The sequence below is a fragment of the Microcoleus sp. F10-B2 genome (assembly GCF_036704965.1).
Classification (GTDB): Bacteria; Cyanobacteriota; Cyanobacteriia; order Cyanobacteriales; family Microcoleaceae; genus Microcoleus.
This window is the reverse complement of the sequence record NZ_JAUBTB010000058.1, coordinates 31772-38548: the sequence shown is the minus strand read 5'-3', so window position 1 is coordinate 38548 and position 6777 is coordinate 31772. Positions and strand designations below refer to the sequence as shown.

The following is a 6777-nucleotide window of genomic DNA, read 5'->3' as shown; positions in this document are numbered from 1 at the left end:
GTGTCAGATTCGACAGTTTGCCGATGACTTCTGGGATGGATGTAATCTGATTGTCACTGAGAAGAAGCCATGTCAGATTCGATAGTTTGCCGATGACTTCTGGGATGGATGTAATCTGATTGTCACTGAGAAGAAGCCATGTCAGATTCGACAGTTTGCCGATGACTTCTGGGATGAATGTAATCTGATTATTAGAGAGGTCAATGTGTGTCAGATTCGACAGTTTGCCGATGACTTCTGGGATGGATGTAATCTGATTGTCACTGAGAAGAAGCCATGTCAGATTCGACTGTTGGTCGATGACTTCTGGGATGAATGTAATCTGATTGTTAGTCAGGTGAATATATGTCAGATTCGACAGTTTGCCGATGACTTCTGGGATGGATGTAATCTGATTATTACTGAGGTAAAGCTGTGTCAAATTCGACAGTTTGCCGATGACTTCTGGGATGAATGTAATCTGATTGTAACTGAGGTCAAGCTGTGTCAAATTCGACAGTTGAGCGATGGCTTCTGGGATGGATGTAATCTGATTGTAACTGAGAAAAAGCTGTGTCAGATTCGACAGTTGGTCGATGATTTCTGGGATGGATGTAATCTGATTTTCACTGAGGTAAAGCTGTGTCAGATTCGACAGTTGAGCGATGACTTCTGGGATGGATGTAATCTGATTGGCACCGAGATCAAGCTGTGTCAGATTCGACAGTTGAGCGATGACTTCTGGGAAGGATGTAATCTGATTGGCACCAAGATCAAACTGTGTCAGATTCGACAGTTGAGCGATGACTTCTGGGATGGATGTAATCTGATTTCTACTGAGGAAAAGCCCTCTCAGATTCGACAGTTTTCCGATGACTTCTGGGATGTATGTAATCTGATTGTTAAAGAGGTAAAGCTCTGTCAGGTTCGACAGTTTTCCGATGACTTCTGGGATGTATGTAATCTGATTGTTACTGAGGTCAAGCTGTGTCAGATTCGACAGTTTTCCGATCGCATCTGGGATGGAGGTAATCTCATTGTTACTGAGGTTAAGTATTTTTAAGTTGGTTAATTGAAGAACAGCATCAGGAAACTCAGTTAGCTTATTCCCAAGCAATTCCTCTTTCTCCTCATCCCACTTCCCCAACACCAACGTCTCAAGCTGCGTGCACTTGCCAATCTCCGGCGGCAATTCCTCCAAGTCCAGCCCCGACAAATCCAGTTGGGTCAATTTTTCCTCGGCTGCTCGGTCAATTCGCCGCACTGCTTCCTCTCGCGTCATGCCCTTTGTCTCTCGGTAGGATTCATTTTATTGTGACAGGAATTTTCCCTGGGTGGGGAGTTGCCCGCGCGTCACAATCAAAGAAACCGGGTTTTTTTTGGTTTCTACACAGTCATGCGTCTTCTGGGCAAAAACCCGGTTTCTGAGCGAGACATCACAACTATAATAAAATAACCCTTAAAAGAGGAAAGCCAATGGTGACGAGCCTGAATGTGGATACGGCACTGCTGCAAGAGGCGATCGAACTTGAGGGAGAAATTGAGTTCGAGACTCTAGTTGAAATCGCCTTGCGCGAATACATTCAACGCCGCAAACAGCCACAGAATCTCGAACTTAGCTTTGGAGAATCTCTCAGTGCATTTCGTGAAAAATATCAACTGCACGAACAGGGTTTAAATCCTGATGAAATTTGGGGAGAAGTTCGCGATCGAACTTTTGCAGGACGCGAGGTCATCTTTGAATGACGCTGCGTTATTTACTCGATACCAACATTATCTCCGAACCTGTTCGTCCTGTTCCGAATGCGAATGTGATGACTAAACTAATTGAGGCAAAATCCACAGTTGCGATCGCCTCGATCGTTTGGCATGAAGTTCTGCTGGGCTGTTATCGAATGCCAGATTCTAAGCGTCGCAGTGCGATCGAAGCTTATCTTCAGGAAGAAGTGAAAGTAAAATTACCGATTTTGCCCTACACCCAAGAAGCCGCTGAGTGGTTCGCTAAAGAACGAGCAAGACTCATCCCCCTCGGGCTTACACCGTCTTATGCTGATGGGCAAATTGCAGCGATCGCTAAAGTCAATAATCTGATTCTGGTGACACGAAATGTTGCTGATTATGCAAACTTTCAAGACTTGGCAATCGAAAACTGGTTTTCTTAAACTTAATCCATTTAATCATCGGTTTGATGAGAAACAATAATGCGAGCGATTTCTTCCCGGTGGCGATCGTAATAACGCCAAGCATTAATCTCCGGATCGAGAGTGCTTTTTGGGGGTGTACCAATTTCGCCCACTGCCCAAACTACTAGATCGGGGCGTTTTCGCCGAAGTTGTGTAGCATAAATGGGCGTAACATTCTCGTCCATTAAATATTAGAGCGCCATCGTTCGAGCACCCTGCATAACAGATTTTCTTTCCCGTTCAGCTTTCAATTTTCGCAATCTTTCTGTCGCCGGATGGGGATTTGCTACTTGGATTTTTCGCTGCTGATGCGACCATTCCAACCAATCTTGCAAATATCTACTTACTGATTCTTGATTTTGTAAATAATACAAAATAGTCGTATAAACTTCTGCCAAAGTTAGAGATGGATAGAGTTGCTGAATTTCTTCTGGGGTGCGTTCCCGATACAAATACTCATACAGCACCGTCTCAATCCCGATGCGATGTCCTTTAATGCGAATATCATCCGGTGCTAAAAAATCAAAATACTCATTCAGTCCCATATCTAAAATCCCTTTTTTAGCTATCTACTATTCTACTATTCGGTTTGATGGGAAACAATAATGCGATCGATTTCTTCGCGGTGGCGATCGTATTTTTTTTGTTGAGTGACGAGAAATACCAGAGAAACCGGGCTTCTCATTTCTGCGCGTGATACCTGCTTACTAAAACTTTACCTAATATAAATATAAACACATAATCAACCTCAATCTCATGTTTTTTACCAACAGATGACAAATGGTGCTACGCTTGGGATAGGAACTTATTTGTTTATGAACCAAATTAAACGTGTTGCCATAGTGGGAGGAACCCACGGAAACGAACTCACGGGAATTTACCTCGTGAAGAAATTCGATCGCGCGCCAGAGTTAATTCGGCGATCGACTTTTGAAACAATCGCCCTGCTAGCCAATCCCAAAGCTTGCGAAATCGGCAGACGCTACGTCGATATCGACCTCAACCGCTGCTTTCGACAGGAAGATTTAGAAAATCCCCATCTCTCCAGCTATGAAGCGCAGCGGGCGAAAGAAATCTACGGCATTTTTAGCTCAAAAAACACTCATCTGCCCAACGTAATTATCGATTTGCACAGCACCACGTCCAACATGGGGCTAACATTTATTCTCGCCAGCCATCATCCATTTAACCTGCAACTAGCAGCTTATTTAACCTCTGTGCATCCCCACCTCAATCTACTCGCTTCTACAACCAACAATCCTGATAGTCCTGTGCTGCGATCGCTTTCCGAATTAGGCGGTACGCTGGAAGTTGGTGCAGTGCCGCAAGGGGTATTAGATGCGTCTTTATTTCAGCAAACTGAGCAACTTGTCTGGCGAATTTTAGACGGCGTAGAAGCCTACAATCAAGGCACAATGCCTGCTGCCAAGAATCCCCTGACTATTTATCACACCATTGGGGCGATCGACTATCCCAGAAACGACAAGGGAGAAATTCAGGCAATGATTCATCCTCACCTGCAATCCAGAGATTATCAAGCCCTGAATCCCGGCGATCCGATGTTTTTGACCTTTGATGGTGAGTCGGTATTGTATGAAGGTAAATCGACCGTCTATCCAATTTTTATTAACGAGGCAGCTTACTACGAAAAAGGAATTGCCATGTGTTTTACCCACAAGCAAATAGTCAGTCTTGAGGAGAAATTTAAAAATTATTCTTGAGAGTTTTCCGGTGACAAAAACTCTTCTTTAGAAGCCGTAGTCAAAGAACGCAATTCCTTCCATATTTCCAAACTGAGAATACAGGTAATCAGCCACACCAAACCCGCCGTATAACCGGCAATAACATCGGTAGGCCAGTGAACTCCTAGATAAAGCCTGCTCAAACCAATAGCAGCAACTAATACAACTGTCAAGCTGTAAATCAACCAGCGCTGCTTGGGAAAGCGGGAACCCAAGAAATATCCTAGCAAACCGTAAATAACCATTGAAATCATCGCGTGTCCGCTAGGAAAACTGTAAAAGCGAACGTCAACAACGCGCTCCCAAAGTTGAGGTCTAGCGCGGGCAAAAAGTTTTTTTAACAGTAAATTTAAACCGATCGCCCCCCCAGCGGCGATCGCAATAGTTGCGGCTTCCGATCGGTGATTGCGCCCTAGCAAAATAATACTCAAGCTCAGACAAATCACTAGCAGCAAGTTCGGCTCGCCCAAAAACGTAAAGCCCAGCATTATTCGATCGCCCAGCGGTGCGTGCAATTCCCTCAGAGCTAGTAAAATAGAGGTATCGAAAGCGTAACTTTCTTTTTCCAACACCTCTTCGGCAATAGTGGCAAATCCCCACATCGCCAAAGCCGCCACAGCAAGCCCCGTCAGCCGAATTATCGAAATGAGCGATCGAATTTTAGAACGCATTCTTGAATTAATTAAAAATTTTAAATTTCCAACTCAAAATAATACAACAAATATAGGAAACGAAAACGCCTGACCGATCGTCGAGATGCTTGAGCAACTATATTCTGAATGATTAATTGATTTTTCACTACCCACCCCAGCTTTTACCTCCAACCTGCGAATGACTATACTATCAAAAAAACACATTTCTGCAATTTTGTTGACCGTGGGGTTGACAAGTATTTCTAGCTGTGCTAAAGACAGCGGAGTAAGTGCGCCGATCGCCGAAGCCAACACGATCGCCCAGCGTCTCGTCTCTTCCGCCGTCGCCCAAAAGCCGAACAACCCGCAATTCGGTCAGCCGATCGACTGTACTCTAGGCAAAGACTGTTTTGTATTGGTGTATTTCGATCGAGAACCCGGCCCCACCGCCGTCGATTTTGGCTGCGGGCGTCAAACCTACGACGGCCACAAAGGCACAGACTTTGCGATTCCCGACGCCAAAGCAATGGCAAAAGGAGTTCCAGTGATTGCCTCCGCAGCAGGCAAAGTTTTGCGAGTGCGAGATGGTGTGGTCGATCGGCGTTTACAAAACGATACAGACAAAGCCAGCATCGCAGGCACAGAATGCGGCAACGGCATGGTAATCGACCACGGCGCAGGCTGGGAAGCCCAATACTGCCACCTCCGCAAAGGCAGCGTTGCCGTCAAACCGGGTACGCAGGTAGAAAAAGGCACGGTTTTGGGCATGGTGGGAAACTCTGGGGAGGCATCTTTCCCCCACGTACACGTAACTTTTCGCTATCAAGGCAAACCCGTAGATCCGTTTGTCGGCGCCGACGCGAAGGTAGGCTGCAACATCGCCCGCAATCCAATTTGGGACAAGCCTCTAGACTATATTTCCACAGGTTTAATTCGGGCCGGTTTTGCCAATAAGGCACCCGATATCAACGCTGTCTGGGAAGGACAATTTTCAGAGACTCAACTCCCTGCAAACAGTCCAGCTTTGTTGTTTTGGGTGCAAAGTTACGGAGTGCTCAAGGGCGATCGCGAACAATACAAATTATTTGCACCCAACGGCACAACCATCGCCGATCGAACCAATGAAATTAAAGCCCCCAGCCGCACTTGGTTGGGTTATGTCGGCAAAAGAAACAGTACAAATTCTCCTCTGACTCCCGGAGTTTGGCGGGCCGAATACCGGTTGACGCGGGGCGATCGAGTTTTGACAGAAGTCCAGCGAGAAGTTGAGTTGCGTTAGTCCGTTGACTGTTGACTGTTGACAGCATTTAATTCGTGTATCCGTCTCAAAATCACTCTCTTCCTTCTTCCTTCTTCCTTCCGAAGGTTATTTCAGCAGCCACCCAAATAATTCTCCGACACTCAACCGCAGTTCGCTAGCGAAGGACGGCATCGGTAGCAGCATTTCTGGTTCATCAAATACTGCTGTCTGTTGCTGGGGAACATAAACAAAAACGCATTGTTCGTCGGGATCTATCAGCCAGGCCATGTGAGTTTGATGATTTAAACAGTGCAGAATATTTTTAGTAACTTTAGTTTGACTTTGTTCGGGCGACAAAATCTCTATTGTCCAATCAGGAGCTATGGGAAAGACATTAGCAATTTCGCCGTTATCATCGGTGGGAATTCTGTTCCAGACAAATACTGAAACATCAGGCACTGTTGACCTTCCGCCAAATGTACACCGGAGTTCTGGAAAAGCTCGTGCAACTTTTTTGGGCTTTAATATAGCGTTAATGAAAATAATTAATTCACATTGAGTCGCACTGTGTTTTCCTTGCGGCATTGGCTTCTGAATAATTTGATTATCAATGTATTCGCTTGCAGGTTTGGTTTCGGGTAGTTGGAGAAACTCTTCTAAAGTTAAGGATTTTAATGTTGTTTGTACCATTTTAAGTTCACCTTTAATTTAGATAGATCTTTAAGCCGCAGTCTAGTCTAAGGCAAATTGTTCCAAGCTTGAGCCACAATCTCGCTCAGCCATAGCCTTTGAGGCAAATCGAGCAGATTGTCGTCGGCGAGCACCTCAGCCTTCAACTCATCCAAAGACTGAGATCGCGATCGAGCTATCTGAATCACACCCGCGATCGCCGACGCCACCAATTCTTCATTCAGCGGCTGCTGTCGCAAAGCAATCATTTCTTGAGGATTCGTAGGAATGGGATAATTCATAGGAGTGCATACCGAAGGGAGTAGATATTC

10 protein-coding genes are annotated in these 6777 nt (G+C 45.4%); 4 read left to right on the top strand and 6 right to left on the bottom strand.

The genetic code is table 11. The features are described 5' to 3' along the window. Positions 1-1261, bottom strand: a 1261-nt coding sequence (locus tag QUA99_RS21500) for a leucine-rich repeat domain-containing protein (protein WP_333460410.1), incomplete at its 3' end; no start/stop codon positions are given. Positions 1262-1455: 194 nt separating this feature from the next. Between QUA99_RS21500 and QUA99_RS21495 the strand changes: the two genes are divergently transcribed. Both QUA99_RS21495 and QUA99_RS21490 read left to right on the top strand, forming a co-directional pair. Then, positions 1456-1725, top strand: coding sequence for a type II toxin-antitoxin system VapB family antitoxin (locus QUA99_RS21495; RefSeq protein ID WP_333240977.1), 270 nt, complete (start codon positions 1456-1458; stop codon positions 1723-1725). Then, entirely contained in the window at positions 1722-2141 is a 420-nt protein-coding gene (locus QUA99_RS21490) for a type II toxin-antitoxin system VapC family toxin (protein ID WP_333240979.1), read from the top strand. Before QUA99_RS21495 ends, QUA99_RS21490 begins: the two co-directional genes overlap by 4 nt. Before the next feature lie 11 nt (positions 2142-2152). On the opposite strand, the gene QUA99_RS21485 is transcribed toward QUA99_RS21490, so the two are convergent. Together QUA99_RS21485 and QUA99_RS21480 are read right to left on the bottom strand one after the other, a co-directional pair. Continuing rightward, the gene (locus tag QUA99_RS21485) at positions 2153-2347 is read right to left on the bottom strand and encodes a hypothetical protein (protein WP_333240981.1); all 195 of its coding nucleotides are present in this window, start codon (positions 2345-2347) and stop codon (positions 2153-2155) included. A gap of 6 nt (positions 2348-2353) precedes the next feature. Beyond that, the gene (locus tag QUA99_RS21480; protein WP_333240982.1) at positions 2354-2707 is read right to left on the bottom strand and encodes a DUF433 domain-containing protein; all 354 of its coding nucleotides are present in this window, start codon (positions 2705-2707) and stop codon (positions 2354-2356) included. 270 nt (positions 2708-2977) lie between these two features. Between QUA99_RS21480 and QUA99_RS21475 the strand changes: the two genes are divergently transcribed. Next, the gene (locus QUA99_RS21475; RefSeq protein ID WP_333240984.1) at positions 2978-3883 is read left to right on the top strand and encodes an aspartoacylase; all 906 of its coding nucleotides are present in this window, start codon (positions 2978-2980) and stop codon (positions 3881-3883) included. Here QUA99_RS21475 and QUA99_RS21470 read toward each other — a convergent pair. Beyond that, positions 3874-4575: a phosphatase PAP2 family protein gene (locus QUA99_RS21470; protein ID WP_333240986.1), complete on the bottom strand. Its 702-nt coding sequence runs from the start codon at positions 4573-4575 to the stop codon at positions 3874-3876. The two genes, QUA99_RS21475 and QUA99_RS21470, sit on opposite strands and share 10 nt — an antisense overlap. A gap of 160 nt (positions 4576-4735) precedes the next feature. Here QUA99_RS21470 and QUA99_RS21465 point away from each other — a divergent pair, with 160 nt between their 5' ends. Further along, complete coding sequence (locus QUA99_RS21465; protein WP_333240988.1) at positions 4736-5815, top strand: M23 family metallopeptidase; 1080 nt, start codon at positions 4736-4738, stop codon at positions 5813-5815. An 87-nt stretch (positions 5816-5902) separates the two neighbouring features. Here the strand turns inward: QUA99_RS21465 and QUA99_RS21460 are convergent, their stop codons facing one another. Beyond that, positions 5903-6466, bottom strand: a complete 564-nt coding sequence (locus tag QUA99_RS21460) for a Uma2 family endonuclease (protein WP_333240990.1) — start codon at positions 6464-6466, stop codon at positions 5903-5905. A gap of 47 nt (positions 6467-6513) precedes the next feature. Further along, a complete protein-coding gene (locus QUA99_RS21455; protein WP_333240991.1) occupies positions 6514-6747 on the bottom strand; it encodes a hypothetical protein in 234 nt (77 codons plus the stop codon). Between the last annotated feature and the right edge of the window lie 30 nt (positions 6748-6777).

What these genes read in the sequence shown, in the direction of transcription:
- QUA99_RS21470 (WP_333240986.1), bottom strand. Translation starts at nt 4,575, where the DNA reads ATGCGTTCTAAAATTCGATCGCTCATTTCGATAATTCGGCTGACGGGG.
- QUA99_RS21480 (WP_333240982.1), bottom strand. Translation starts at nt 2,707, where the DNA reads ATGGGACTGAATGAGTATTTTGATTTTTTAGCACCGGATGATATTCGC.
- QUA99_RS21475 (WP_333240984.1), top strand. Translation starts at nt 2,978, where the DNA reads ATGAACCAAATTAAACGTGTTGCCATAGTGGGAGGAACCCACGGAAAC.
- QUA99_RS21495 (WP_333240977.1), top strand. Translation starts at nt 1,456, where the DNA reads ATGGTGACGAGCCTGAATGTGGATACGGCACTGCTGCAAGAGGCGATC.
- QUA99_RS21460 (WP_333240990.1), bottom strand. Translation starts at nt 6,466, where the DNA reads ATGGTACAAACAACATTAAAATCCTTAACTTTAGAAGAGTTTCTCCAA.
- QUA99_RS21455 (WP_333240991.1), bottom strand. Translation starts at nt 6,747, where the DNA reads ATGAATTATCCCATTCCTACGAATCCTCAAGAAATGATTGCTTTGCGA.
- QUA99_RS21485 (WP_333240981.1), bottom strand. Translation starts at nt 2,347, where the DNA reads ATGGACGAGAATGTTACGCCCATTTATGCTACACAACTTCGGCGAAAA.
- QUA99_RS21490 (WP_333240979.1), top strand. Translation starts at nt 1,722, where the DNA reads ATGACGCTGCGTTATTTACTCGATACCAACATTATCTCCGAACCTGTT.
- QUA99_RS21465 (WP_333240988.1), top strand. Translation starts at nt 4,736, where the DNA reads ATGACTATACTATCAAAAAAACACATTTCTGCAATTTTGTTGACCGTG.